This window comes from Streptomyces sp. NPDC047108 (assembly GCF_040643575.1).
GTDB lineage: Bacteria > Actinomycetota > Actinomycetes > Streptomycetales > Streptomycetaceae > Streptomyces.
In genome coordinates, this window is record NZ_JBEYUP010000005.1 from 244,413 (window position 1) to 269,734 (window position 25,322).

The following is a 25,322-nucleotide window of genomic DNA, read 5'->3' on the forward strand; positions in this document are numbered from 1 at the left end:
AATCCCGTGCCGGAGGGCCCTGCGGGAGCGGGCGGTGACCGCGATCCGGACTCATAGGAAACTCAGAGGTCGGCGGGCGATACTGCCGGGACCATGAGATCTCCCGAGCCCCGTACGACCGAGACGCCTGCGGCCGGCCCCCGGACGGCCGAGACCGGCACCGCCGAGGCCCGCACCGCCGTCCCCGCCGGGCTGCACCACCCCGACGGGTCGCCCGTGCGGGTCCTCGTCGTCGACGACGAACCGGACCTTGCAGGCATTCTGGCCGATGTCCTGCGCAGCGAGGGCTTCGACGTGACGACGGCCGGCACGGGCGAGCAGGCGGTCGCCACGGCCGGTACGTTCCGGCCGGACGCGGTGGTGCTGGACGTGATGCTGCCCGACATCAACGGGCTGGAGGTCCTGCACCGGCTGCGGGCCGAGGCGCCGGGCGTGTGCGTGCTGTTCCTCACGGCACGCGACGCGGTGGAGGACCGCATCGCGGGGATCACGGCGGGCGGCGACGACTACGTCACCAAGCCCTTCAGCCTGGAGGAGGTGCTGGCGCGGCTGCGCGGGCTGCTGCGCCGGGCGGGCATGGCGCGGGCCACGGACACGGCGAAGCTGCTGACCGTCGGGGACCTGGTGATGGACGAGGAGGCCCGGGAAGTGACCCGGGGCGGCCGGATCGTGGACCTGAGCCCGACCGAGTTCGAGCTGCTGCGCTTCCTGATGCGCAACCCGCGCCGCGTCCTCAGCAAGGCCCGCATCCTCGACCGCGTGTGGTCCTACGACTTCGGCGGCCAGGCCCACGTCGTGGAGCTCTACATCAGCTATCTGCGGAAGAAGATCGACCAGGGGCACAGCCCGCTGATCCACACCGTGCGCGGCGTCGGCTACGTCCTGAAACCGGACCCACGATGAGGCCGCACCCACGATGAGACTCCCCCGTCCGCCGAAAGGAGAGCCGCGCCGGCCGGCGCGGCTCTCCCGGCTGCCCGCACCCCGGAGCCTGCGGGCGAGACTCACACTCGGCCTCGTGGTGCTGCTCGCCCTGAGCTGTCTCGCCGTCGGCGTCGCGACCACCACCGCGCTCCAGCGGTTCCTCCTCCACCGCGTCGACCAGCAACTGACCACGGTGGGCGCGCACTTCCCGGCCAGCCTGGACCCGGCGAAGAAGCGCACCCCGTACGGCGGGGGTCCCGACACCCGGGGACAGGCCGCCGGCACGTTCGGCGCCTGCGTGCTGCGGGGGACGGTGACCAACGCGGCCGTGGTCCGTGACCGGTCCGAGCGCGTCGTCCCGCTCACCGGCGCCGACCGCCGCGCCCTGACGAAGGTGCCCGCGGACCACAAGGGACGCACGATCACGCTCTCCGGGCTCGGCGAGTACCGCGTGATGGGCGTCCGCGGGCCGGCCGGCGACACCCTCGTCACGGGCCTGCCGCTCGAACCCGTCGAGGACACCGTCCGCAGCCTGGAGATGGTGGCGGGGATCGTGTTCGGGGCGGCGCTGCTCGCCACCGGGGTGGCGGGCGCGGTCTGGGTACGGCTGTCCCTGCGGCCGCTGCGGCGCGTGGCCGCGACCGCTTCCGACGTCGCGCGGCTGCCGCTCTCGGACGGCGAGGTGGCCATGCCGCCGCACGTGCCCGACACCGACCCGCGCACCGAAGTGGGCCGCGTGGGCGGCGCGTTCAACCGGATGCTCCAGCACGTCGAGGAGTCGCTCACCCGCCGGCACACGAGCGAGGAACGGCTACGCCGCTTCGCCGCCGACGCCAGTCACGAACTGCGGACCCCGGTCGCCTCGATCCGCGGCCACGCGGAGCTGGCGATGCGCCACACCGGGCCGGTGCCGGACGAGGTCCGCCACGCACTCGACCGCATCCAGTGCGAGTCGGTGCGGATGGGCGAACTCGTCGACGATCTCCTGCTGCTGGCCCGCCTCGACGCGGGCCGCACGCTGGCGAGCACACCGGTGGACCTGACCCGCCTGGTCCTGGACGCGGTGAGCGACGCCCGCGCAGCGGGTGCCGGACATCGCTGGGTGATGGATCTGCCCGAGGAGCCGGTGGTGGTGCGCGGTGACGAGCGTGGACTGCAGCAGGTGCTGACGAACCTGCTGTCCAACGCCCGTACGCACACGCCGTCCGGCACCCGCGTGACGGTGGCGCTGGCCGAACGGGCGGGCGGGGTCGAGGTCGTGGTCGAGGACGACGGACCCGGCATCCCCCGGGAGATGCAGTCCGGCATATTCGACCGCTTCGTCCGCTCCGACAACGGACGCGCCCGCAGCGAGGGCGGCACGGGCCTGGGCCTGGCCATCACCCACGCCGTCACGACGGCGCATCGCGGCGCCGTCGACCTCACGAGCCGGCCTGGCCGCACGGTCTTCCGCGTCCGTCTTCCGCGGGAGGCGGAGGAGACCTGAGGGCCCGGAGACAAGCCTTCGGTATGCAGTTCGCCGCCGGGTACGGCCTCGGAGCGCTCATGGAGCCGGGAGTCCCGCCGGGGCCGCCGGCCCCCGTGCGGACGGGGGCCGGCGGCCGTGGCGGTACCGCCGGGCGTCAGAACGAGGCCAGGCTCCAGGCCGCCACCGAGCCGTTCATGCCGCCGGTGTGGTCACGGACCTTGAGCGTGTACGTGCCCGACTCCTCCTTCTCCAGCGGGATGGTGAAGCGTTTCACCTGGGTGTGGACGGACAGCGTTCCCGCCTTGGCGAGGGTGAGCACCTTGCCGCTGGGCAGGCGGACTTCGATGCTCAGGTCCGTGTTGCGCGGATGGTCGAGCCGGACCTCGACGAGACCCAGTCCGCCCGGGGTGTCCAGCCCCGGCGCCACCTTCACCGACCTGCTGTACGGCCGGTCCTCGCTGCTGCCCGGGATCGGCGCCGCCGCACCGGGGGCGTGGAACTGCGGCGTGGCGTCCGCGCGCATCCGCATCGCCGTGGGCGCGATCCCCGGGCCGCCGCTGCACTTCACGGTGGCGTAGCCGCGCCGGTACGCCCTCTCCAGGCAATTGCCGAGCGCCTGCTGGCCGTAGGCGTTGGGGTGCAGGCTCTCCTGGCCGCCGTCGCCCTGGCCGTGGATGGTGAGGATGTCGAGGAACCTGTGGTCGTAGTCCAGGAACCGCCCCCACTCGGCCTTCTCGGGGTGCCCGGCCGGATCGCCCGTCACCCCGCGCACCGTGCGCTTGTCGCAGACGCCGTGGCCGTCGAAGGCGTCCCGGGTGTCGAGGAACGCGACGCCCGGCACCTGGTGGGCCGCCAGCCGCATGCTCGCGTTGAGGCGCGGCACGAAGCCCTTCTCCATGTAGTCGAAGTCCTCGTCCCAGAGCGGGCAGTGACCGGCGTAGGCCCGGCCCGGGCCGTGCTCCTTGTACGCCACATTGCGGGCGTCGGGGAACACGTTGGGGTAACCCGTGAGGTAGAGGCGGTACTCCGAGGGGTCCTTGCCCGCCTCGGACATGACCGCCCGGATCTCCTTGAGGGACTTGACGACCTGCTTCCGTACCTCCTCGAAGCGGGGCTCGAACTCCTTGCGGATGTTGGCCCGGCAGCGGTTCTCCAGTCCGGGCGGTGTCGTCAGATAGCCGCGGATGCAGATGTAGGCGATCTTGGCGAATCCGGCGTCGTTGCCGCCGATGCCCAGGTAGACCGCCTTGACGTCATGGCTCTTGGCGACGGCGGCGAGCTGGTCGGCCTGGGGGGCCTCGCCGCGCGTTCCCTCTCCGCCGTTGCTGCCACGCCAGACGTTCTTGGCGTTGGCTCCCGAACAGGCGAGGTTGATCCGGGCGTCGACGCCGATGCCCGGGGTCGAGGCGATGGCCGACTTGTCCGAGCGGTGGCAGCGGTTGTCGATGGAGTCCGCGGTGTAGACGCGGTTCTTGTCCGTACGCCACTTTCCGGCGCTGTCGCGGTATTTGCCGAGGTCCGTTCCGCGGAAGTTGTGGTTCCCGGGCTCGTCGGGTTCGCTGGTGTTCCCCGCCCAGCGCCCCCCTTCGCCCGATGCGTACGAGTCGCCCATGTGCACGACGGCGGTGGGGCGCTCGTCGGCCTGGGCGGTGGTCTGCGGTCCGAAGGCGGCGAGCGAGGAGGCGAGCACCCCCAGGAACGCGCAGGCTGTGAGCGCCCGTCGGGGCCTGAGTTGTCGGCGCGGGGCCGGTCGTTCGTCGTTCACTCCGTGATGTCCTTCCGTGTTCTCACCGAGGCCGTGCGCCGAGGGCGGGCACGGCACTGGCTGTACGGCACGGGAAGCGATTGCGGTTCCCCCGCGGACCGCGGCCCGGCACACGACGGGAATCCGTACGGAATACGACATCGCGCACCGTACGGTAAGTGACCGGTCGCACACCCGCCGTTCCGGTGCCCCCCCCGTCGCGTCCGCCGGGAAATCCCGCGGACCAACGCGCCGAAAAGAGCGGGGTGTTGCGCCATCCATTCTTCGGAGCCCGGATTTCGAACACTCCGGAACGGGCTCCGGGAGCCGCCCGGGGCGTGCACGGAAGCCGTTTGCATTCTGACTGTTCTGTCAGTTCGGGCGCGCTACGCGCGATGAAAGGTGTACGGCTCACGATTTCCCGGCGCGGCGAAACCCGCCGCCCCGATTCGCCGTACTCACCCATAGCCCGACACACTTCGCGGAATCACGGCTCCGCGGGTCAAGTGCCGCAAGAATTTCGGGGAATTCGGGATCCCACTCGCCCTTTCCCTGCGTAGTGTCGGACGGCAGAGGCGGAGGAGCCGATACCGGAGTGGCCGGCCTTCCGTCATGGATAAGTTCAGAGAGGTGGCCACCACATGGAGCGGCACCACCGGCCGGACGGGCTCACCCGGCCGCAGCGGGAGGCGATGCTGCGCAGTCTCACCAACGGCCGGGGCGCGTTGAGCCGCAGATCGATGCTGCGCACGGCGGGCGGACTCGCGCTCGGCACGGCGGGGGCGGGGGCACTCGCCGGCTGCGGCGCACCGGTCGAAGGGCAGAGCGCCCGCAGCGACGGCGAGGACCACTCCGGCGAGGAGAAGGCCGTCAAGTTCTCGAACTGGCTCGGCTACATCGACGTCGGCGAGGACAGGAAGAGCCATCCGACGCTCGACACTTTCCGGCGCCGCACCGGCATCAAGGTCACCTACACCGAGGACATCAACTCGAACCTCGAATTCTACGAGAAGATCAAGCCGCGCCTCACCGCGGGACGGGACACCGGACGGGACCTGATCTGCCTCACGGATTGGATGGCCGCACGATTCGTCCGCAACGGCTGGGTGCAGAAGCTGAACGTGAGCAATCTGCCCAACGCATATGCCAATCTCTCCGCCCAGTTCCGCGGCCTCGACTGGGATCCCGCACGCGTCTATTCCTACGCCTGGACCGGCATTTTCGCGGTGATCGCGTACAACGACAAGGCGACCGACGGGCGCAAGGTCGACTCCATGGAGCAACTCCTGGAGGACTCCCGCCTCAAAGGCCGGATCGGGCTTCTGACGGAGATGCGCGACACCGTCGGCATGACCCTCCTCGACATGTCGCTGCGCCCCGAGCAGTTCACCACCGACGACTACGACTCCGCGATCGCGCGCCTGCAGCGCGCGGTGGACCGCGGTCAGGTCCGCCGTTTCACCGGCAACGACTACATCGACGACCTCAAGAAGGGCAGGATCGCGGCCTGTCTGGCCTGGGCCGGCGACCTCGTCCAGCTCCAGGCGGACCACCCCGAGATCAAGTTCGCGATACCCGACGCCGGTTACATGACCTCCACCGACAACCTGCTGATCCCCAACAAGGCGCGCCACAAGGAGAACGCCGAGCGGCTCATCGACTACTTCTACGAGCCCAAGGTGGCCGCCCGGCTCGCCGCCTGGATCAACTACGTCTGCCCCGTCGACGGCGTACGGGAGGAGCTGGAGCAGATCGACCCGGATCTGGCGGACAACCCGCTGATCCTGCCGGACGAGGAGATGACCGAGAAGTCGCACACCTTCCGCTCCCTCAGCCAGGACGAGGAGACGGAGTACGAGAAGAAGTTCAGCCGCCTCATCGGTGCGTGAGGCCGGCCCGCGGTCCGCGGCGACGGACGGTGCCGGGCCCGGGGTGCCGCCCGCCGCAGCGACCGCGGGCCGTCGCGTCATGCGTCGTGAAGTCGCAGGAGCGGCGAGCGTCGGGAGTCGCACGAGCGGTGAGCGTCGTGAAGTCGCAGGAGTTGCAGGCGTTTTGGGCGTCCTGCGCGCCTTGGGCGCCGTACGTCCCGCCCTTGCGTCGGCGGCGCGTCAGCCGCGCGTGATGTCCGTCCCCGAGACCCGCACGGCCAGGGCCAGCGTGTCGTCCGGGTGCAGGATCACCGTGTGCATGTCCTCCGCGATGGCACCGGGGATGTCCTCGATGGCTCCGATCGCATGCTTGCGCGCCGCCTCGATGAGCCGGGTCTCGCCCTCCAGGGGATCCCGCCGGCTCTCGGTGAGACCGTCGGTGTAGAGCACGAGCAGGTCCCCCGGGGCCATCCGCTCGGTGAGCAGGTGGTCGCTGCCCGGCAGCGGGAAGCCGATACCGCGTCCCCGCACGTCGAGATAGCGGGCCGTACCGTCCGCGCGCAGCAGCAGGGCGGGCGGGTGACTGCCGTTGGCGAGGCGCAGTTCGCCCGTGGCGGGGTTCAGCCGCGCGAGCAGCACGGTGGCCATCGTCTGCCGGTCGAAGGACAGCAGGATCTCGTCGGTGCGGCCGACGATCGACTGCAGGTCGTGGCCTTCGAGGGCCAGGGTCCGTACGGCGTGGGTGACGTTGAGGGCGCTGCGCGTACTCGTCACGCCGTGGCCGAGGGCGTCGACGATGGTGATGTGCACGGTGCCGTCGGGGAGGACGAACCAGTCGTAGAGGTCGCCGCCGGTGGGTGCGTCGGTGCCGGCGGGCGCGTAGTGGACGGCGAGTTCGACGCCGTCGACCTTGATGGGGGACGGGCGCAGCGCGTCCTCGAGTTCGCGGAGGGTCTGGCCGTGGGCGTTGCGCAGCGCCTCGTCCCGCTCGTCGAGTTGGACGTACAGGGCGAGCACCCCGCTGTTGGTCTCGGACAGCTCGTCCTTGAGGCGGCGGTGGTCGGCGCCCAGTGCGTCGGCGCGGGCGACGACGGCCCGCAGCTCCTCCTCGAGGTCGGCCACGTCCGCGGCGCGGACCTCCGTGGCGCCGGAGTCCTGCCCCGCGCCATCCGCGTCGGCGTCGCCTCGCGCGTCCCCCGTACGAGCCGCGTCCGCCGCGCGCCCCGGTGCCTTGGCGGGCAGGCTCCAGACCACCGCGCCGTCCGCCACCGACGCGGCGGGCAGCGGGAGCCGGGACGCCTCCGCCGCGGCGGAGGGTCGCGGCGAGGCGAAGGCGAGCGTGAGGAGCCACGCGCCGTCATCGGCGGCGGGGTCCTCGTTCCACGTCAGGGTGACGGGCTCCCCCGCGGCCAGAGCGGCCTCGGCGGCAGCGGTCACGGCGAGGACGAGCCGGGCCCTCGTGTCGACGGGAAGCGCGAGGGACCGGGCCACGGCCCGTACGGACCGCAGCAGTTCCGGCTTGGTGGCGCAGCTGACTGCGGTGGGGGTCATCGCGGCCTCGGGGGTTGCTTGGCTGTGAGCACCGTGGCGTCGTCGCGGATGCGGCGGTGGCCGTGGACGAGCGCGGCGGACAGCAAGGGGGGCGGGAGTCGCAGCAGATGGGGCGGTGGTGCGTGGGTCCATCGCGTGTCCACGCCGTCGCTGTGCAGGACGGCGGTCGCTCCGGAGGGCAGGGGGAGGCGGCGGATCTGCGGCACCGGCATGCTCCAGCCCACGATGCCGGGCTGTCCTCCCATCCGCCCGTCCACCTGCCGGCCGGAGACCGTCACCACGCGCACGTTCCCGATGCCGCAGTAGTCGGCCTGTCCGTCCTGCAGCCGGAGGAGGCCGACGGCGGCGCCGCGGGTGTTGCGCAGGGCCCGGTTCATGGCGGTGAGCAGGTCGGGGAGCGGTCGCCGGGGGTCGTCGTGGAAGGTCCGGAGCGCGGTACGGGCCGCGTGCGCCGCGTCCTTGCCATGGCCGAGCCCGTCGACGACGGCGGCCGTACGGCTCTCCCCGGTGTCGACGACGGCGCACGCGTCGCCGCACTCCTCCTCCCCCTCGACCGGCAGGCACAGGGCGCCGATGCCCTGCTGCGCCGCCTCCCGCCCGCCGGGCGGTGTCAGCCGGGCGCAGACCAGGGTCCCTGCGTCATCGCCGCCTCCCGCCCTGCTACGGATGGTGAGGACGGTCGCGATCCTGCTGACGGCCCCGAGCCCCGCGCCCAGCGTCCCGGAGGTCGTGTAGCCGTCGGACAGGCACCGTTCGATCTCCGGTATCCCGGGCCCGCGGTCGGCCGTGAGGATCTCCAGGCCCGCACCGAGCGGCAGCGGCTGGACGTAGAGCGTGCCGTCCTTGGCGTGCTTGTGGAGGTTGCTGGCCAGTTCGGAGGCGATGACGGCAGCCTGGTCCGGCAACGCCCCGGGCATGCCGCACCGTTGCGCCACCGTGCGTGCCGAGGCGGCCGCCAGGTGCACGGCGCTGTGATGGTCGACGCGCACCTGGACGGTCGGCGGGGCGACCGCGGCCGTCACCGCGGCGTCCACCGCGTGGCGATGACGATCGTCCCCTCACCGGGGGCGGTGTGGACGGCGAAGTCGTCCATGAGACGGCGTGCGCCGCCGAGGCCGTGACCCAGTCCCCCTCCGGTGGTGAAGCCGTCCTGCAGCGCGTTGTTGAGGTCCGCGATGCCCGGCCCGTCGTCCTTGACGACGAGACGCAGCCCGCGGGCGCCCGAGCGGCGCGGGTAGTCGAGGGTGAGCGTGCCACCGCCTCCGTGCACATAGGCGTTGCGCGCGAGTTCACTGGCCGCGGTGATCACCCGCGTCTGGTCGACGAGCCCGAAGCCGACCTGGACGGTCGCGGCCCGCACCGCGTGCCGGATCTCGAGGAGATCCTCCTCGGTGCGCACCGGGTACGTCACCGCGTCCCCCTGGCCGGATTCCGCTCCCCCGGGCTGGGACGGAACGGACGCGGCGAGCGCCGGCTCACCGGGCAGTGCCATGCCGTGACCTTTCCGACCACTGCTCGGCACTGCCGTTCTGGTGCCAGCCGAAAGCGGCCATGCCCTGCTCCGCGTTGAGCGCGGTCTCCACGCCGACGAGTTCGACGCCGAGTTCGACGAGGGTGATCGCCACGGCGGGCCGCATACCGGCCACGATGACCCGGGCGCCCAGCAACCGTGCGACGGTGCTGAGTTCCATCATGGTGCGGGCCACGAAGGAATCGATGATCTCCAGTCGTGAGATGTCGATGAGGACCCCGCGCGCGCCCTCGGAGGAGACGCGTTCGGTGAGTTCCTCGGTGAAGGCCATGGCGGCCTTGTCGTCGAGTTCGTTGAGCAGGCCCGTCACGAGGACGTCGCCCAGCCGCAGGATCGGTACGCCCGTAGGCCGGCGCGTGGTCACCGGAGCGACAGCGCTTCCTCTTCGGGTGCCGCTCCGTCGGTGAGCTTGACCGCGGCCGAGAGCGCGTCGGCGAGCGTGGCCCGGGTGAGGATCGTGGAGAGGTCGATGCCGAGCTGCGCGATGGTCTGCGCGATCGGCGGCCGGATTCCGCTGATGACGCAGTCGGCGCCCATCAGCCGCACGGCGTTGACGGTCTGCATCAGGTGCTGGGCGACGGCGGTGTCCACCGTCGGGACCCCGGTGATGTCGATGATCGCGACGAGCGCCTCGTGTTCCTGGATGGCCTGCAGCAGGTTCTCCATGACCACTTGGGTCCGTGCGGTGTCGAGGGTGCCGATCAGCGGAACCGCCAGCACCTGGCGCCACAGCCGGACGACCGGCGTCGACAGCTCCATGAGCTGCTGGCTCTGCCGGCGGATGATCTCCTCGCGGCCCTCGACGTACGTCTCGAACGACAGGGCGCCCGCGGGGTCGAGCAGCCGGTTGATGAACACCGCTGCGGTGAACAGCTCCCCGGCGTCACGCGTGCTGCCCTGGACGGCCTGGAGCAGCGCCTCCTTGAGGGCCAGCACCGCGAGCGAGGTCGCGGTCGGCGTGGCTCCCGCCCGCGCCCGGCGCATGGAGAGCTCCACGACGGCCTCGTTGAGGTCGCGGTGGGCGGTGACGAGACGGTTCGGGGCAGCTCCGCTGTCCAGGGCACCGGTGAGGGCGCTGACGAGCGTGCGGGCCTCCTCACGGAGTTCCGCCTCACTGATGTCGGTGCCCAGCACGACCTGCTCCATCTGGAGCTGGACCCAGCGGTCGGCGATCTCGTCCTCGCGCTCCCCCAGAGCCCGCGCCAGGTGGTCTCGTACGGTGGCCTCGCTCGTGCTCACGCGGTTCCCTTCATCATCGAGTCGTCTTGTCGACCGTGTTGCGTCCACGGGACGTCTTGGCCGCGACGGTGGCCGCCGCTCCTCGCGCCGGCCGTGCGATCTGTTGTCGGGCGATCCTTGTCGAGCAACAAATGTTAGCGATCTCGCGGGACTGCCGGTACCTGGTCAGGCGTACGGCTTCCCGCGGGCGGCCCGGCCCGGCCCCGTACCGGATCCGTCTCCTCCACCGCGGCGCGGAACCCGGCAAGCCCCTCGACCAGGGCATCGCGTGCGGCGGCGGTCATGGTGCCGATCGCGAGCAGCAGCGCCTCCTCACGCCGGGCGCGCAGATCGGCGAGATATGCCTCACCCCGTTCGGACAGCCGGATGTCCACCTCCCGGCGGCTCGCCGGGCTCGCGCCGCGTTCGACGAGTCCGAGCACCTGGAGACGGTCACACAGGCGGCTGACGGAGGAGGGTGCCGCGCCCAGGACCAGGCCCAGCGTCCTCAGATTGATGCCCTCGTCGCGGTCCAGTATGTGGAGCACACGGAGTTGGGAGGACGAGACCGGGGCGGTCGGCACGCTGGTCCTGCCCCGCTCCCACAACACCTCGAGCAGTTCGATGACTTCACGCGCCGCCCCGGCGGCTTCGAGCGACCGGCGTGGTGCGGCGGCGGGATGCATGCTCCCAACTGTGGCACCGGGCCGCGGCGGTTGTCAGCCCGAGCGACCCGTCCGGGGGCGCCGCGGGGCGTGAACAGGAGGGCCGCTCTCCGGTCTCCACCTCTTCCGTCGGCGCTCCGCGGACCGCGGCCCCGACCGCAGGACCGACGACGCCTCGTGGCACCACGAGAACGGGCGTCCCGCGGAACGGGTTGTCGGCGGCGGCGATCTCGTCCAGGAGACACCCTGCGCAGGACGTCCGGGTCCGGAAGACCGCCTCTGGGGACCGCCGCGGCGGGTCCGGGGCCGGCCGAGGACCGATGGACGCGGACCGATCCCGCCCCCGCGCACGCCCGGGGGCGGACGCGTTCTCCGCGCGTTCGGTTGCGTGACAACCCTCACGCCGGTTTCCCGGACGCGATGTCGACCCGATGCGCCCTGCCAGGCGTATGCCGGGTGAAGCGAGAGACCGGGAGTGGCAGTTGACCGTCGAGGAGTTCGAAGAGTTCTACGCCAGGACGGTCGCGCGGCTCACGGGACAGCTCTATGTGATGCTCGGCGACCTGCACGAGGCGCAGGACGTGGTGCAGGAGGCGTTCGTCAGAGCGTGGAACCGGCGCCGGCAGCTCGACCGTGACGGGCGGCCCGAGGCCTGGATCCGTACGGTCGCCTGGCGCCTGGCCGTGAGCCGCTGGCGCTTCCGGCGGCGTACGGCGGACGCCTGGCGACGCAGCGGCGCCCCACCCCACGTCGAGGGGCCGGGCCCTGAGCAGGTCCTGCTGGTGGACGCGCTGCGCGAACTGCCCGCGCAGCAGCGCCGGACGCTGACGCTGCACTACCTCTGCGATCTCACCGTCGAGCAGATCGCCGGGGAGACGAGTCTGTCCGCCAGCACGGTCAAGACACATCTGGCCCGCGGGCGGGCGTCTCTCGCCCACCGATTGCAGGAACCGCGAATCGAGGAGGAAGCCCCCGGTGCCTGAGCCCCAGGACCCGCTGCGGTCCCTGTTCCAGCAAGCGGCCGACGAAGGGCGGGCGCGGGCGGTCCCCGCGCCCGTCGAGCGCATCGCCGAGCGCGGCCGGCGGGTGCACCGGCGCCGTGTCGCCGGTATCGCGGCCGGGGCGTTCCTGCTCCTCGCGGGCGGCGGAGCGGCGGCGGTGACGCTGCTGCCGGGCCAGAAGACATCGGTGGTCCCGGCCGTCACGCCCTCGCCCGGGGAGTCACCGCCAGGCCCCACGAGTCCGCCGCCGACACCGAGTTCCACCCTCCCCGCCCCCGGTACGACGGGCCCCTCGGCCACACCGGGCGGCCCCGGCGCGGCGACCGGCACGGCACCGGAGGGAACCACGGCGCCGTCGACGTCCGAACCCCCGTCGGCACCCGCGACGCCGACGGGCACCGGGGGTGGCCCGCCCACGGACGGCTCCACCCACGGATAGGCCCCCGCTTCCCGCTCGTCCCCAGGCCCCGGCGCCGGTCCAACTCCCGCCGCCGGCCTGCCCGTTCCCCCCACGTCAGCACCGGACGGCCCGCCGGCCGACAGGCCCCGTCGCGTCCGCACCCCTTCAGGAGTCCCCATGCCCGCTCTGCCACCGGCCCGGGCCGGTCTGCGCACACGCTCCGCCGCGGGTCCCCGCCACCACCGCCCGGGCCCGTCCGGTCCGTCCGGCCAGTCCGGACCCTCCGGCCCGGCCGGGACCGTGGTACGCCCGGCCACCCCGCCCGGCCGTCCCGTCGACCGACCGGGCCGCCGCCGGACGGGGCGTCCCGGCCACGACCGCCACGGGGCCGGGACCGGGACGGGCCGTCCGGACTCCGGCCCGCCGCCGCTCGGAACGCGTACCGGTTCCCCACGCCACCGGTCCGGCGGCCCGGACTCCCGCACGGCCCGGCTGCGGACCCGCGTACTGTCCCGGCTCTCCCGGGCCGACCGCGAGGTGCTGTGGCTCTATCTCCTGACCCGCACAGGGCTCTGGGTCACCGCCTACTGCGCCCGGTGGCTGTTTCCTTCCGACGGCGACACCCGCGAACCCGGCTCCGTCCTGGCGCCGTTCGCGCAGTGGGACTGGGCCCACTATCTGCAGGTGGCCCGGAACGGCTACTTCCCGGAGGGCACCGAGCCGTTCCACAGCGGCGAGGACAACCGGGTGGCGTTCTTCCCCGGCTTCCCACTCCTCCTCCGCGCGGTCCATGCCGTCGTCCCGCACTGGACGGCGGCCGGTCTCCTGATCTCGTTCGTCGCGGGTGCGGTCGCCGTCCTGGCCCTGGGACGCGTCGCCCGGCTGTACCTCCCCGACGTCAGGGCCGGGAGCCACGCCGTCACCTTCCTGCTGGTGTCCCCCTGCGCGATCTTCCTGGCCGCCGGTTACACCGAGGCGCTGTTCCTCGCCCTCGCCCTGCCCGCCTGGCTCGCGGCCCACCGCTGCAACTGGCCGCTCGCCGGGCTCCTCGCCGCGCTGGCCAACTCCGTACGGGTCAGCGGCCTCTTCCTCGCCGCCGCCATGGTCCTGCACTTCGTCCTGTCGGCCCGCAGGTGCGGGCACGCGCGGCACTGGCCGTGGCTGGCCGTGCCCGCCGTCCCGCCGCTCCTCTACAGCTGGTACCTGCAGGTACTGACGGGCGACTGGATGGCGTGGAAGCACGCCCAGGAACGCGGCTGGTACCGCACCTTCCACACCCCGTGGGACACCTGGGCGAACACCTGGGACGCCGCGTTCGGGGCGAGCCGGCCGACGGGATACGCGTTCATGTTCCAGGCGGAGCTGGTGGCCGCGCTGGTGGGGCTGCTGCTGCTGGCGCTGCTGATCCGCCGGCGCCAGTGGCCCGAGGCGGCGTACATCGGCCTCACGCTGTGGGCGCTGGGCACCTCGTACTGGTACACGTCCCTGCCCCGGTCCACGCTGCTGTGGTGGCCGCTGTGGATCGTGCTCGCGTCGTGGAGCCTGCGCACCCCGTGGGTGAGGACCGCCTACCTCTGCCTGGCGGCACCGCTGACCACGGTCTTCGCGCTCACGTTCCTGACGGGACGCTGGACGGGCTGACACGGCGCGGCACCAACCACCCTCCGCGCAAGGGCCGTTGGCGTTGCCGCACGACCGGTCCGGCCGTGCGGCGTTCCGTGCGCCTCGCGCGCCGCTACGCCTCCGCGCGCCGGCCGCGGTCGCCGGCGGGGTGGACGTGTCCTGCCGTGCCGGCCAGGGTGCGCAGGAGGGTCGAACCGGCGAGCACCAGCGCGGACACCGGTGTGCTGACCCACCGGGTCAGATCGCGTTCCAGATCCGGTGCGACCTCGATGGTCACCCTGACGTACCGGCTGTTCAGCGTGGTGACCCTGGTCTGCCGGGGCGCGGCTTGCGGCGTCTCGTCCCCGCGCTGGAGGGCCGCGCGGTATCTGTCCTTGCGCTGGTTCATGCCGCTTCCTGACGCTTGATGAGTTCCTCGGCGAGGTCCATGTACGCCGAGCCCTTGGCCTGCACCGGGCTGCCGAACGACTGCGCGTACAGATCGAGCCGGGCGATGTGGGTGTCCAGCACCTCGAAGCCCCACTCGTTCAGTGCCTCACGGGCATCGGAGTCGGGACCGGTGCGCGTGGCGTCGGCACGATTCGTACGGTTCAGCAGCACCGCCGTACGGGCCTCCACCGCCCGCAGGGACTGGACGTCGCCCATCTCGCCCCGGATGGGGGCCATCCGGTCCAGCTCGATGGGGGCGGGGGTGACCGGCACGATCCATTCGTTCGCGTACCGCATGATGCTGCGGGCGATGCGCGGGTGGTCCTCGAGCTGCGGCGCGTCCAGCACGACCGCCTGCCGGTTGCCGAGGAAGTCGTTGACCCGGCGGTGCACGTCGCCCACGGGCAGCGCGACGACCGGGAACGGAAATCCGTCGGCCAGCTCGCTCCAGCGCAGGGCGGAGCCGGCGGGGTCGCCGTCGACGAGCAGCGGCGAGAAGCCGGACTCGTGCAGGGCGTGGGCCAGCCATACGGCGCTGGTCGTCTTGCCGACCCCGGGCTTGAGATTCACGAACGCACAACTCAGGAGCACGGAGTCAACATAGGAGGCTTGTTCCACGGGCCGGATGTGGCGCGAGGGCGGATGCTCCCCGTTCACTCGCACGCAGGCACGAACGACCCCGGGGCCGCCGTCCGCTGCCGGTCCCCCACCGGCGACGGGGGACGAGGGCGGGGGCTGGAGCGAGGACGGGGGCGGGGGCCGTCACAGCCCTCGCGCCCCCGGCTCACGGCGAAGCCTCACCAGATCACGCTGTTGTCCGCCGCGGTCACGGCGAAGAACACGACGAGGTCGGCGACACCGAGAACGAACCCCAGGAAGGCCCTGTTCCGGTGCCGCGTGCCGTGCCACAGGGCGAGTCCCGCGAGCACCAGGGCGGCCGGGCCGAGAAAGAGATTGAAGACGAGCAGGCCGATGAGCCCCAGCACGAAGGAGGCGGCGGCCATTCCGTCCGCATTCCTCCATGCGGCTGTCCGGGATTTCCCGGAGGTCGTGCGGCTGCTGGATGTGACGGGCTTTTCGGACGTGTGCGTGGACATGTGCGTTGTTCACCGTCCTCTGCCTGAGGGATGGGAAAGTCCGCTGATGTGCGGTGGGCGTTTTCGGCGGCCTCACCGATCGCGTTCCGGCCGTGGGGCTCGGTGCGCCGGCGGCCTCAACCGTGCCGGTGGTGGGCCGCGCGCTTCCGGACCCCGTAGAAGGCCAGCCAGCCGAGGATGACGGCGGCGGCGGTGAGGGCGACCGGCGCCGGGACGTGCGCCACCGCGCCGAGAACGACCCCGAGCAGCATGAGTGCGGCCACGAGGAAAAGCATGCTCGATTCCTCTCTCGCATTCGAAGTTCTGCGTCCGCTCCGTTTGCCGGAACGTCACGGCTTCGGGTGCCCGGCGCGGTCACCCGAAAACGGAACGATGTGCCGAAGAGGCGTAGCACACAGGCGAATTGACGCCGCAGCGATGCATTGCGGCCACTCCGCAAGGGATTCGGCATGGGACCCGGACCGTACGGGAAACCGGGGCCCGCCCCCGACGCAGGTGTCGCGGCCGCCCGCTGCCTCAGGGAGGACCGGCGGGCAGCCGCTTCGTCATCTGTCGCCGCTGGGGACGTCGCTCATCCCCGGACCGATACGCCGCGGGCGGACTCCGCGGGCGCCTCCGCCGCCGGTGCGGCGGGCGCCTCCCGGGCGGGGCGCACGACGAGGACGCAGAACGCCAACAGGACGAATGCGGGCACGGCGACGGCCACCGCGAGCCCCTGGTACCCGGGATCGCCGCCCCATCCGGTCACCCCCGCGTACACGGCGCCCGAGGCCATCTGGAGGGCGAAGAACAGCCCCGAGGCGGCACCCGCGTGCTCGCCGCGGTAGCGCATCATCCCGGCCTGGCACGTGGGGAACATCGCCCCGACCCCCACCATGCAGAGCCCCATGGGCACGACGAGGCTGAGCGGGTCGGACGGCCACACCCGCACGCCGACCGTCATGGCCAGCGCCGCACCAGCAGCCGTCACGGCCGCGAGACGGGCGATCCACTCCAGCGACCGGGTCCGTCCCAGGCGCTTGGCGACCGTGCTGCCGACGACGTAACCCACGATCACCACGGTGTAGAGCGCCCCGTACTCCACCGGCGAGGCGCCGAGTCCGACCTGGATGGCGTGGCTGGAGTACGTGGTGAAGGTGAAGTACACGCACCAGGCGAGGCTGATCGTGACCGCGAACACCGTGAAGTCCCGGTCGGCCAGGATGGTCCTGTACGCGGCGAGCGGTCCACCGGAGGGCGGTCTGCCGGAGGTGAGCGGTCCGCCGGTCGCCTGCCGGGCGGCGTTCCGCCCGGCAGGGGCAGGCGTGCCGCCGCCGGATCCCGCCGAGGGCAGCAGGAAGAACGCCCCGACGAGTGTGGCCACGCCCAGCGCCGTCATGCAGGCGAACAGCGACCGCCACGACGTGTACTGCACCAGCAGACCGGCGAGTGGCGGGGAGACCGCGGGCGTCACCGCGATCACCGTGGTCAGCGCGGTGAGCACGTTCAGCCGTTCCCGCGCGGGCAGTTCGCGTCGCACCCAGAGCCGGGCGATGACCGTGCCCGCGCCCGCGCCGAGCGCCTGGAGGACCCGGCCGGCGATGAAGACGGCGACACTTCCGGCCAGCAGGCAGAGGGCCGATGCGCCGGCGAACAGGGCGAGAGCGGCCAGTTGGGTCCGCTTCGGTCCGTACCGGTCCGCCAGATGACCGGTGAGGATCATGGACGCCGCATACGCGGTCATGTAATCGACCATCGAGCGGCTGAGATCGGACTCGCCCGCCCCGAAGTGCTCACTGATCGCCGGAATGGCGGGGACGAAGGCCGCGAGCGCGAGCTGCGGCACGCACACCAGCGACATCAGGCACAGGGTCAGCCCGCGGGAGAGTCCGGTACGGGTGCTCATCAGACGGCCTGCAGGGCGTAGCGGCCGGAGGCGTTCACGGTGTGCCGGGCGACCCGCGCCGCCTGCCGGGCCACGTACTCCATGGAACTGGAGTGGAAGTGCACCCCCGAGGAGAGGTCGCCGACGACATGGAAGCCGGTGTGCGGCGAACCGTCCGGGCGGAGCGCGCGGTTGGTCGCCGGTTCCACCTGGACGCCTCCGGCCGGGTGCGGCGCCACCAGGGAACGGCGCGACAGCGCGCGCAGAAGCGATCCTTCGGGAGCGGTGGTGACGTCGAGCGTCCGGCCGACGGCGTTGACCACGCCTCCGTAGCGGGCCGAACGGCCGTCGGAGAACACCGCGGTGAAGCCGCCCCCCGCCTCCTCACGTACCGCGGTGATGCCGCGCCGGAAGTCCAGGCTCCCGGCGTCCGCGAGGCGTATCAGCTTCCGGGCGTTCTCCGGGGGCATGGGATTGCGTACGCACGAGAAGACCCGGTTGTGCCGGCGGAGAAAGGTCCGCTGGTCCTCGGGCGGCAGGGCCCGCCAGAGCGCGGAGTACGCGGGGGTCATGCCCGTGACGCAGCGCTGCAGCAGCCCGACGGGTCCGAGGTCGGCGAGCCGGGAGCGCAGCAGATCCGCGACGGGCAGACGCTCCGCGTAGGGCCGGATCGCGTGCCTCAGGCTGGTGCCCCGCTCGCGGAGGCAGGTGTCGATCAGGGCGTAGATCTCGGCCAGCCGCACCGTGCCGGACGAGGCCAGTTCGTGCGCTCCGAAGGCGTGCTCGGAGTCGTCCCAGCGGGCCGTGGCCTCGGCCCGTACGTCCGGGACGAAACCTGAGCGGGAGGCCAGGGTGACGCGCCTGCCCTGTTCGCTGAGGACGAGCGCGCAGTCGATGGCCGTGAGCCCGCAGCCGAGCACCAGCACCTCGTCCGCCCGGTCCACGCGCCGCAACGACCGCGCCAAGGGGTAGGGCTGGGCGACGAATCCGGGGGCGCCGCCCAGTCCGAAGACGTCGGCCGGGGGCAGCGACCCCACCGCGAGGACGACGCTGCCGGTGGTGAAGCGGCCTCCGCCCGCGGTCGTGACGGTGTACTCCCCGTTCTCCTCGGTGACGTCGAGGACCGCGTCGCGCACGGTCGTCACGCGGGCGCCGAGGGCCTCGAGATCGCCGCAGGCGTGCTGGAACACGCCTTCCAGGTAGTTGCCGAAGGCGGCGCGAGGAGCGAACACCGAGGTCGCTTCGCGGGGCGTCGGCAGGACGACGGTGTGTCTTCGGGGCGCCGAACGGTGCAGCCAGCGGCGGAAGTGGCCCGGGTCGTTGTGGTCGACGGACATCGCGGACATCGGGCGGTTCAGCAGCGCCGCCAGGGTGTCGCGTGCGTAGGCGACACCGGGCCCGAAGCGGTCGGTCGGTTCAAAGACGTGGACGTCCGCGGGTAAGGCCGTGCCGTCGGCGGACAGTTCGCGGGCATACGCGGCCAGGAACGCGGTCCCGGCGGCGCCGCCGCCGATCACGGCAATGGAATGGTGTGAGGTCATCGTTGGTCTCCGGCGTGTGGTGCACGATGCACAAGGGGCGTGGCGGTCCCGCGACGACGGCAGGGTGGCCGTGCGCCGCGGATCCGTACGGGTCCGGTCGTGGACACGCGGCGCCGCGCCGGTCGGTCGAACCGGTGCGAGCGGGCCGGTGCGAGCGGGCCGGTGCCCCGCGCATCCGTGGACGGGCGTTCCCCGGGCGCGGCGGTGCAGGGGGTCGGAGCACGCCGCCCCCGGAGGGGACTCCGCACACGTGGATCGGATGACCAGCCATGCGGAGAGGCGGACATCCGGTCGGCTCTCCCCCCGGGAGCCGTGTACGGGCACCGGCCGGCCGAGCGCGCGGCCGTCCGGATCGTCCGGTCGACGTCCGGGCGCTCAGCAGTCCGGCGAACAGACTGTATGCCCCCGAATCCCCACCGACGTCCGGATTCGGCGGCTTACGGATACGGGTTAAACATCGGTCTTATTCACGGATGCGCGGCCCGGCCAGGTCCCTTCGGGACGACACACCGAGCTTGCGCATGGCCTGCGAGACATGCTGCTCGACGGTCCGCGCCGAGAGATGGAGCGTGGCCGCGATCTCCTTGTTCCGCATCCCGGTCGCGGCCAGCGCGGAGACCTCCTCCTCGCGCGGCGAGAGCCGGGTCCCGTAACTCGGCCGTCCGGGAGAGCGGTGCGGCTCCCCGCCCCGGTGCTCGCGCAGCACGGCACGGACCCGCGTGGCGTCCCGTACGGCGCCCAGGTCCTGGAACCGCTCGGCGCACGCCGCGAGTTCGCGCACCGCGGTACCGGCGTCGCCCGGTGCGGCGGCCAGGGCGCAGCGCCCCGCGGCCTCCAGCGTGAGCGCCGCGTCGTACGGGCGGGGCAGCCGCCCGTACGCGGCACTCGCCTCCTGGTAGGCGGCGGCGGCCTCGCCCGGCTCGTCACGCGTCTCCGCGAGGATGCCCCGGCACCACAGCGATGCCGCGGCCGCAGCCGGCGCCGCCCACGCCCCTGCCTCTTCCGCGAAGGCGGCCAGTTCGGCGGTCATCTCCGCCGCGGGCTCCCGCTGTCCCGCTCCGGCCATCGCCCGCACCGCCCAGGGGGCGAGGTCGGACGCCCAGGCCCACACGCCCTTCTCGCGCAGCGCGGCCCAGGCCACGACGCTTTCGGCCACCGCGCCCGCGCTGTCGGCATCGGCCAGGGCGAGCCGTACGCGGGCGGCCGCGGCCGCCGACAGCAGCGGGACCGGTCCCCGGTCCGGTGGCGGCATACGGTCGGGGGCCAGCCAGGCCGCGGCGTCCCCGCGTTCTCCCCGTGCGAGGGCGAGCAGGCCCAGCACCACGCGGGCGGCGGGGCCCGCCTGGGGGTGACCGTCGTGGAGCGTCGCCCGGCAGCGCTCGGTCAGGTTCGTCCAGCGCCCCGACGTCCAGTCCAGGAGAAGGGAGGTGCCCTGCCCGGCGCGCTCCAGGCAGCGGGCCCCGTACCGTACGGCTCGGTCGGTTCCCGCGCGCAGGAGCCGCCCGGCACGGGTGTCGTGGCCCAGCCACATCGCGGTGTAGGCCGCTTCGCACAGCCCGCGGGCGGCGTGCCCCTGGGACGCCGGAGTGCCCGCGTCGTCGGCCAGTTGATCGGCCAGCCGGTAGGCGCCGGGGTCGCCGACGCTCATCAGCACCGCCACCCGGTCGGCCGCGACCGCCGCTCGCGCGCAGGGATCCCCGCCGGCGTCGGCAGCCGCTTCCGCCTGCCGCAGCCGGCGCAGATTCTCCGGCAGCGGCGCACCCGGCCAGTGCGTCTTCGCGAGTTCGGACATCGCGCGCGCGGCGGCCGCGGGTTGCGTCCGCACGCGGTCCGCCACGGCCCGCAGTTCCTGGCGCGCCCGTTCGCCGGGCCCCCGCCGGCCGTGGAGCAGGAGGCCCAGATGGAGGCGGACTTCCGCGCGCGCGTCCTCGTCCATCGCCTCCTCGTCGGCGATCTCCGCGAGCAGGCCGACGGTCCGGTCGGTTCCCGAGGTCCAGGCGGCGCTGCGGGCGAGCAGCGGGCCGAGGCGTACGCGTGCCTCGGTGCGGGCGTCCGGGGACGCCAGCGTCTCCTCCAACAGGCGGGCCGCCGCCTCGTGTTCGCCGCAGCGGACGTGCCCGAGCGCGGCCCGCGCGACGGCCCGCAGCCAGTGGCGCGTCTGCCCGCCGGACAGCCGGTGCGCGGCCACGTCGCGCCAGGGCACCGGGCGCCGGCGGGCGAGGACGTCGGCGGCGCGACGGTGCAGCGCCTGGCGTACGGGGCCCGGCATCTCGTCGTAGACGGCGAGACTCGCCAGCGGGATCCGGAACCCGTACCGGGCCTGTTCGCACTCCGACAGGACGGCGTCCTCCAGGGCGGCGACCACCGCCGGCCGTCCGTCCTCGTCGTCGAGCCCTGCCACGGCGGCCAGTTCGGCCACGGTCGCCGACGCGGCGCCGGAGGGAGGCTCGGTCGCGAGGGCGGTGGCGCCGAGTACGGCCGCCGCCCGCACCACGGGACGGTGTCCGTCGGCCAGCGCCTCCTCCCTGCCGAGCACCAGTTGGGCCAGCCGGGCGGGAGCACCCGCTGCACGGACGTCCTCGACGCGCACCTCCCCGTCCCCGTGCCCCGCGGCGCCGGTCAGCGCGCGCACCAGGTCCACCACCACCTGGGGGTTGCCGGCCGCGCGCAGGTGCAGGGCGGACACCACCTCGGGCAGGCAGCGGCCCTCCCCCAGCAGGGCCGCGGCCACCTGGCCCACCTCTGCCGGGCTCAGCGGCGCGAGCCGCAGCCGCTGGACGTGGAGACGCGCGGGAAGGTGCAGGGTGCGCCCGAGCACGAGCCCGAGCGCGGGCAGTTCCTCCGGCCGGTAGGTGAGCAGGCAGACCAGTCCGGGAGGGGGATCCTCCAGCAGGCGCCGAAGCTGGTGCAGCCACCGGGGATCGGCGTGATGGACGTCCTCGACGACGAGGAGCACGGGACCGGACGAGCGGACGAGAGCGGGGAGTTGGGTTCGGACGGGCGCGGAATCCTGTGAGCGCCCCCGCAGCAACCGGCCCCCGGCCGCCGTCAGCACCACGGTCCGCCGCTCCGCGGTGCCGTGCGTCCCGGCGCGGGCGAGCACCCGGTCGACCAGCCGGCTCTTCCCCGCACCGGCCACACCTTCGACGAGGAAGAGCGCGGTGTCCGCCGAGGCGAGTTGGGCGAGGGCCCGCGTCAGCCACCGCTCGTCGTCGGCCGCGCTCACGGGGAGGGCTCGGCGGAGTCCCGGGACAGGGCGATGCGTCCTGGACGTCCCACATCATGTCGACGCGCCCCTGCGGGCGCACGGAAACACACATTCAGCACAGCGCAGCCATTCCCCACGGCTACCGACGATTCCAAGGCGGTCAACGCGTCTGCACAGACGAGTTGGTGACCCGATCGGCTGGTCACGCCCTGGATCACAGACGTATCTTGCCCGGCGCGATACCGGCAAGTAAATCTTCGAACGGCAAAGCCGATGCCCGCGGCGGCGCCGCGGGTGGGTGCGACGCTCGCCGTCAGCGCCGCGCCATGTCCGCCGCGGTGTCCCCCCGCCGGGCCTGCCCGGCGGCGGCCGCGGAGTGGAGTGCGCGCAGGGCGAGCAGGAGCACTCCGATGTCGTCCAGGTAGACCGGGTCCGGGATGAGGTCGACCGGGGAGATCGTGTAGACGACCGCCGTCCAGAACAGAGCCTTGGGCGGCAGCGGAACGCCGGCGTCCTGCAGCAGTTTCCGCGCCCGGAAGAGGCGTACGAGCAGCACGACCGCGCACCCCGCCGCCACGAGCGCGAGGACCACGGCCACGACGATCCACCCGGCACTGTCCACGCTTCCTTCCTACCCCGTCACGGCTCCCGGAGTCGTGCGACACCCGTGTCCGGATCGGGGCTGCCCGCGGTCACGCGCCGATCGGCCCGGGACGTCAGCGGGGAGAAGCGTGGCCACACAGCGGATAGGAGACTCCGGTCCGCCCGAAATCGGCGACCGTCGGCGCGCCCATCAGGGCCATGGCCTCCTCGAGCCCGTCGATGAGCAGGCGCAGGACCCCGGCGACCCCCTCGGCACCCGAATGCGCGAGACCCCAGAGAGCCGGACGCCCCGTCATGACCGCGTCCGCGCCCAGGCACAGGGCCTTGACGATGTCGGCACCGTGCCGGATCGCCCCGTCGAGAACGACCGGGCACCGTCCGTTCACGGCATCCACGATCTCCGGAAGGCACTCCGGAGCGCTCCTGGAGAAGTCGAGCTGCCGGCCGCCGTGGTTGGAGACGATCACTGCAGACACACCGTGCTTCACGGCCAGTTCGGCGTCCTCTCCGGTGAGGACGCCCTTCAGCACCACCGGCAGGGATGTCACTTCCCGCAGCCAGGCCAGGTCCTCCCAGGTGATGGAGGCGTCGAACTGCTCCATCGAGTGGCGTGCGATGGCCGATTCCCCGTCCCGGCTCCCGTGGGAAGCAGCCATGACCTCCGGAGACAGGTTGACCGCGCGTATGCCGGGAGGAATGGAGAACCCGTTGACGGCGTCCCGCGGGCGGAACGCGACCCTCGGTGCGTCGACCGTCAGCACCAGCGCCCGGTAGCCGGCGGACTCGGCCCGGCGGATCAGCTCCGTCATCAGATCGCGGCGCTTGAGCCAGTAGAGCTGAAGCCACAAGGGGCCACTCGCCGCGGCCGCGATGTCCTCGAGCGTGCGGCTCGCGAACATGCTGACGGTGAGCAGAGCGCCGACGTCGCCCGCGGCACGCGCCGTCGCCACCTCGCCCTCCGGGTGGGCGAGCTGGTGGTAGGCCATGGGAGCGATGCCCAACGGAGCCGCCAGCTCCGCGCCCAGCAGGTCCGTGCGGGGGTCGCAGCGGGAGACGTCGACCAGGCAACGCGGCCGCAACCGCAGGCGGTCCAGGGCTTCTCGCCCCGCCGTCAGCATCGACTCGGTGCCGCTGCCCCCGGCGAAGAAGTCCCACACCGGTCCCGGCAACCGCTCCTTGGCCGCTGCCTCGTACGTGTGCAGCGTCAGCACCTCATGGTCTCCGTTCTCCGTACGGTGAAGAGTGCGGTCACCCGCACCTAGGCGGGGATCTGCGCGGTGATGAAGGCGGCCAGCCTCGCGATGCCCTCGGCGATCACGTCCGGGCTCTGGGAGCTGCACGAGAGACGCAGCTGGTGGGTGCCGCCGCCGTCGAGATGGAAGTCGCCCATCGGGGTCCACAGCACACCGAAGGAGCGTGCGGAGAGCTCCAGGGCCGTGTGGTCGGCGGCGAAGGGGACGTCGACGACGACGAAGAAGCCACCGTCCGGACGGTTCCAGGAGATCCCGAGCTCGGCCCGGCGCTGCGCGGGGAAGTGCCGCTCCAGCGCGTCGAGCAGCGTGTCCATGTTCGTGCGGTAGTACGCGATGGCCCGGGAGTTCGCCTCGCGGAGGCGGCAGTCGCATCCGACGAGCAGTCCGCCGATGACGGCCTGGCTCACGGCCGAGGTGTTCACCGTGGTCATGCTCTTGATCTTCGACAGCTCGTCCGCGAGCAGGGAGCGGCGGCCGTCCGGACCGGTGACCTCCTGGTCGGCGATGACGTAGCCCACGCGGGCTCCGGGCAGCGCCGTCTTGGCGAACGACCCCAGATGCACGACGCGTCGGCCGCGGTCGAGAGCCTTGAGAGTCGGGCGGGCCGGTCCGGACCGGACGAAGAAGCCGTACGGGTCGTCCTCCAGGACGAGCAGATCCTCGTCCGCGGCGACCTCCAGCAGACGCTCCCGGGCCGCGAGGCTCATGCTCGCCCCTGACGGATTGGCGAAGTCCGGGACCACGTAGAAGGCGCGAGGGCGTTCACCGGCCTCCCTCCCGGCGCGGACCGCCGCGAGCACGGCTTCCGGGTCGGGCCCGTCGGGTCCTTCCGGCACGGGGCGCACCCGGATGCCGAGGAGCCGGGCCACACCGGTGATGCCCACGTACGCCGGCGAGCTGACCAGCAGGGTGTCCTCGGGCCGGGCGACGAGCGCGCGCAGGGTGAGGAGCATGGCCTCCTGGCAGCCGGTCGTCACCACGATCGCTTCCGGCGGGACCTGGATGCCCTCGTCGTTCGCGACCGTCCTGGCGATCAGCTCCTGGATGATCCCGTTGGTACGGCCGTACTGGAACAGCTGGGTTCTCACGCGCTCGCGCGACCAGCCGCGTTCCTTCTCCAAGTACGTGGTGTAGGTGAGCAGATGACGTGCGAGATCCTCCGGTTCGAATTCGCCTTCGGCCGGCCGGCCGGGCGCGAAGGAGACGGCGTCCGGGAAACGGCCGACGACCTCGTTGAGGAAGTTCATCGCGTCGAGGACCGGGTCACTGAGCGATCCGTGCAGATCGGCGAGGGACAGGGCCTGCGGGAGCGGCGGGGCTGCCTGGGTCACCGT

General features: G+C 72.7%; 23 protein-coding genes. 6 read left to right on the plus strand and 17 right to left on the minus strand.

All coding sequences use genetic code 11. From position 1 onward, the window contains the following. Positions 1-93 precede the first annotated feature (93 nt). A complete protein-coding gene (locus ABZ822_RS14085) occupies positions 94-903 on the plus strand; it encodes a response regulator transcription factor (RefSeq protein ID WP_360852043.1) in 810 nt (269 codons plus the stop codon). A 13-nt stretch (positions 904-916) separates the two neighbouring features. Continuing rightward, entirely contained in the window at positions 917-2,410 is a 1,494-nt protein-coding gene (locus ABZ822_RS14090; RefSeq protein WP_360852046.1) for a HAMP domain-containing sensor histidine kinase, read from the plus strand. Between the two features lie 136 nt (positions 2,411-2,546). Here ABZ822_RS14090 and ABZ822_RS14095 read toward each other — a convergent pair whose 3' ends face one another. Further along, a complete protein-coding gene (locus ABZ822_RS14095) occupies positions 2,547-4,157 on the minus strand; it encodes a proprotein convertase P-domain-containing protein (protein WP_360852049.1) in 1,611 nt (536 codons plus the stop codon). A 620-nt stretch (positions 4,158-4,777) separates the two neighbouring features. On the opposite strand from ABZ822_RS14095, the gene ABZ822_RS14100 reads away from it, so the two are divergent. Further along, positions 4,778-6,025, plus strand: a complete 1,248-nt coding sequence (locus ABZ822_RS14100; protein WP_360852052.1) for a spermidine/putrescine ABC transporter substrate-binding protein — start codon at positions 4,778-4,780, stop codon at positions 6,023-6,025. A gap of 219 nt (positions 6,026-6,244) precedes the next feature. Here the strand turns inward: ABZ822_RS14100 and ABZ822_RS14105 are convergent, their stop codons facing one another. The 6 genes from ABZ822_RS14105 to ABZ822_RS14130 form a co-directional block, all read right to left on the minus strand. Continuing rightward, a complete protein-coding gene (locus tag ABZ822_RS14105; protein ID WP_360852055.1) occupies positions 6,245-7,555 on the minus strand; it encodes a PP2C family protein-serine/threonine phosphatase in 1,311 nt (436 codons plus the stop codon). After that, entirely contained in the window at positions 7,552-8,589 is a 1,038-nt protein-coding gene (locus ABZ822_RS14110; RefSeq protein WP_360852059.1) for a SpoIIE family protein phosphatase, read from the minus strand. The genes ABZ822_RS14105 and ABZ822_RS14110 overlap by 4 nt, the downstream gene beginning before the upstream one ends. After that, positions 8,574-9,047 carry an ATP-binding protein gene (locus ABZ822_RS14115; RefSeq protein ID WP_360852061.1) on the minus strand — a complete coding sequence of 158 codons (474 nt, stop codon included), beginning with the start codon at positions 9,045-9,047 and terminating at the stop codon, positions 8,574-8,576. The genes ABZ822_RS14110 and ABZ822_RS14115 overlap by 16 nt, the downstream gene beginning before the upstream one ends. Then, positions 9,031-9,450: an STAS domain-containing protein gene (locus ABZ822_RS14120; RefSeq protein WP_360852063.1), complete on the minus strand. Its 420-nt coding sequence runs from the start codon at positions 9,448-9,450 to the stop codon at positions 9,031-9,033. Before ABZ822_RS14120 ends, ABZ822_RS14115 begins: the two co-directional genes overlap by 17 nt. After that, entirely contained in the window at positions 9,447-10,325 is an 879-nt protein-coding gene (locus ABZ822_RS14125; RefSeq protein WP_360852066.1) for an STAS domain-containing protein, read from the minus strand. Before ABZ822_RS14125 ends, ABZ822_RS14120 begins: the two co-directional genes overlap by 4 nt. A gap of 134 nt (positions 10,326-10,459) precedes the next feature. Further along, positions 10,460-10,990 carry a MarR family transcriptional regulator gene (locus tag ABZ822_RS14130; protein ID WP_360852069.1) on the minus strand — a complete coding sequence of 177 codons (531 nt, stop codon included), beginning with the start codon at positions 10,988-10,990 and terminating at the stop codon, positions 10,460-10,462. A 461-nt stretch (positions 10,991-11,451) separates the two neighbouring features. Between ABZ822_RS14130 and ABZ822_RS14135 the strand changes: the two genes are divergently transcribed. The 3 genes from ABZ822_RS14135 to ABZ822_RS14145 all read left to right on the plus strand — a co-directional run bounded on the left by ABZ822_RS14135 (position 11,452) and on the right by ABZ822_RS14145 (position 14,011). Next, on the plus strand, positions 11,452-11,952 hold the full coding sequence (locus ABZ822_RS14135; RefSeq protein ID WP_360852072.1) for a SigE family RNA polymerase sigma factor: 501 nt from the start codon (positions 11,452-11,454) through the stop codon (positions 11,950-11,952). Further along, complete coding sequence (locus ABZ822_RS14140) at positions 11,945-12,409, plus strand: hypothetical protein (protein ID WP_360852075.1); 465 nt, start codon at positions 11,945-11,947, stop codon at positions 12,407-12,409. Before ABZ822_RS14135 ends, ABZ822_RS14140 begins: the two co-directional genes overlap by 8 nt. A 138-nt stretch (positions 12,410-12,547) precedes the next feature. Further along, positions 12,548-14,011: a mannosyltransferase family protein gene (locus ABZ822_RS14145; RefSeq protein ID WP_360852078.1), complete on the plus strand. Its 1,464-nt coding sequence runs from the start codon at positions 12,548-12,550 to the stop codon at positions 14,009-14,011. 94 nt (positions 14,012-14,105) lie between these two features. On the opposite strand, the gene ABZ822_RS14150 is transcribed toward ABZ822_RS14145, so the two are convergent. The 10 genes from ABZ822_RS14150 to ABZ822_RS14195 form a co-directional block, all read right to left on the minus strand. Beyond that, positions 14,106-14,381 carry a hypothetical protein gene (locus tag ABZ822_RS14150; RefSeq protein WP_360852081.1) on the minus strand — a complete coding sequence of 92 codons (276 nt, stop codon included), beginning with the start codon at positions 14,379-14,381 and terminating at the stop codon, positions 14,106-14,108. After that, positions 14,378-15,013, minus strand: a complete 636-nt coding sequence (locus tag ABZ822_RS14155) for a ParA family protein (protein ID WP_360852084.1) — start codon at positions 15,011-15,013, stop codon at positions 14,378-14,380. Before ABZ822_RS14155 ends, ABZ822_RS14150 begins: the two co-directional genes overlap by 4 nt. Before the next feature lie 206 nt (positions 15,014-15,219). Beyond that, positions 15,220-15,426, minus strand: coding sequence for a DUF4190 domain-containing protein (locus tag ABZ822_RS14160; RefSeq protein WP_360852087.1), 207 nt, complete (start codon positions 15,424-15,426; stop codon positions 15,220-15,222). A gap of 209 nt (positions 15,427-15,635) precedes the next feature. Then, positions 15,636-15,794 (minus strand): hypothetical protein, encoded by a 159-nt coding sequence (locus tag ABZ822_RS14165; RefSeq protein WP_360852090.1) that lies wholly within the window; start codon positions 15,792-15,794, stop codon positions 15,636-15,638. 296 nt (positions 15,795-16,090) lie between these two features. Then, positions 16,091-17,404, minus strand: a complete 1,314-nt coding sequence (locus ABZ822_RS14170; RefSeq protein WP_360852093.1) for an MFS transporter — start codon at positions 17,402-17,404, stop codon at positions 16,091-16,093. Further along, positions 17,404-18,924 (minus strand): FAD/NAD(P)-binding protein, encoded by a 1,521-nt coding sequence (locus tag ABZ822_RS14175; RefSeq protein WP_360852096.1) that lies wholly within the window; start codon positions 18,922-18,924, stop codon positions 17,404-17,406. The genes ABZ822_RS14170 and ABZ822_RS14175 overlap by 1 nt, the downstream gene beginning before the upstream one ends. Positions 18,925-19,387: 463 nt before the next feature. Then, the gene (locus tag ABZ822_RS14180; RefSeq protein ID WP_360852099.1) at positions 19,388-22,150 is read right to left on the minus strand and encodes a LuxR C-terminal-related transcriptional regulator; all 2,763 of its coding nucleotides are present in this window, start codon (positions 22,148-22,150) and stop codon (positions 19,388-19,390) included. Positions 22,151-22,445: 295 nt separating this feature from the next. Further along, complete coding sequence (locus tag ABZ822_RS14185) at positions 22,446-22,754, minus strand: YkvA family protein (protein ID WP_360852102.1); 309 nt, start codon at positions 22,752-22,754, stop codon at positions 22,446-22,448. A gap of 94 nt (positions 22,755-22,848) precedes the next feature. After that, positions 22,849-23,946 carry an alpha-hydroxy acid oxidase gene (locus ABZ822_RS14190; protein WP_360852105.1) on the minus strand — a complete coding sequence of 366 codons (1,098 nt, stop codon included), beginning with the start codon at positions 23,944-23,946 and terminating at the stop codon, positions 22,849-22,851. A gap of 47 nt (positions 23,947-23,993) precedes the next feature. Then, positions 23,994-25,319 carry a PLP-dependent aminotransferase family protein gene (locus tag ABZ822_RS14195; RefSeq protein WP_360852108.1) on the minus strand — a complete coding sequence of 442 codons (1,326 nt, stop codon included), beginning with the start codon at positions 25,317-25,319 and terminating at the stop codon, positions 23,994-23,996. Positions 25,320-25,322 lie beyond the last annotated feature (3 nt).